This is a genomic window from Pontibacter virosus, from assembly GCF_003096355.1.
GTDB classification, from domain to species: Bacteria; Bacteroidota; Bacteroidia; order Cytophagales; family Hymenobacteraceae; genus Pontibacter; species Pontibacter virosus.
Map to the genome: position 1 here is coordinate 1 of NZ_QEKI01000037.1, position 278 is coordinate 278.

At 52.5% G+C, this 278-nt stretch carries 1 pseudogene; it reads left to right on the top strand.

The features are described 5' to 3' along the window. Nucleotides 1-278, top strand: a pseudogene (locus C8E01_RS21800) (hypothetical protein); the annotation flags it as partial.

Genomic DNA, 278 nt, shown 5'->3' on the forward strand with positions numbered 1-278 from the left:
GCTCTACATCGACAACATACGGGTGGGGACGTCAGCCAACACGCTGGCCGACATGACCTCCTCCACCATATCCGCCCCAACCGTTTCAGAACCAGAATTAACTCCTGAGCCGATTCCAACTCCTCCAACCAGTGAGCCAGAAGTTGGAACAGATAATCCTCAAGGATCTACAACTATAACTCTTATAGACGCCAACTCGGATAAGGACTTGGCGCAGCTAACTGACGGTTCCACGCTGAGCTTCAGCGCCCTGGGTACCAAGAAGTTCAACTTCCGTG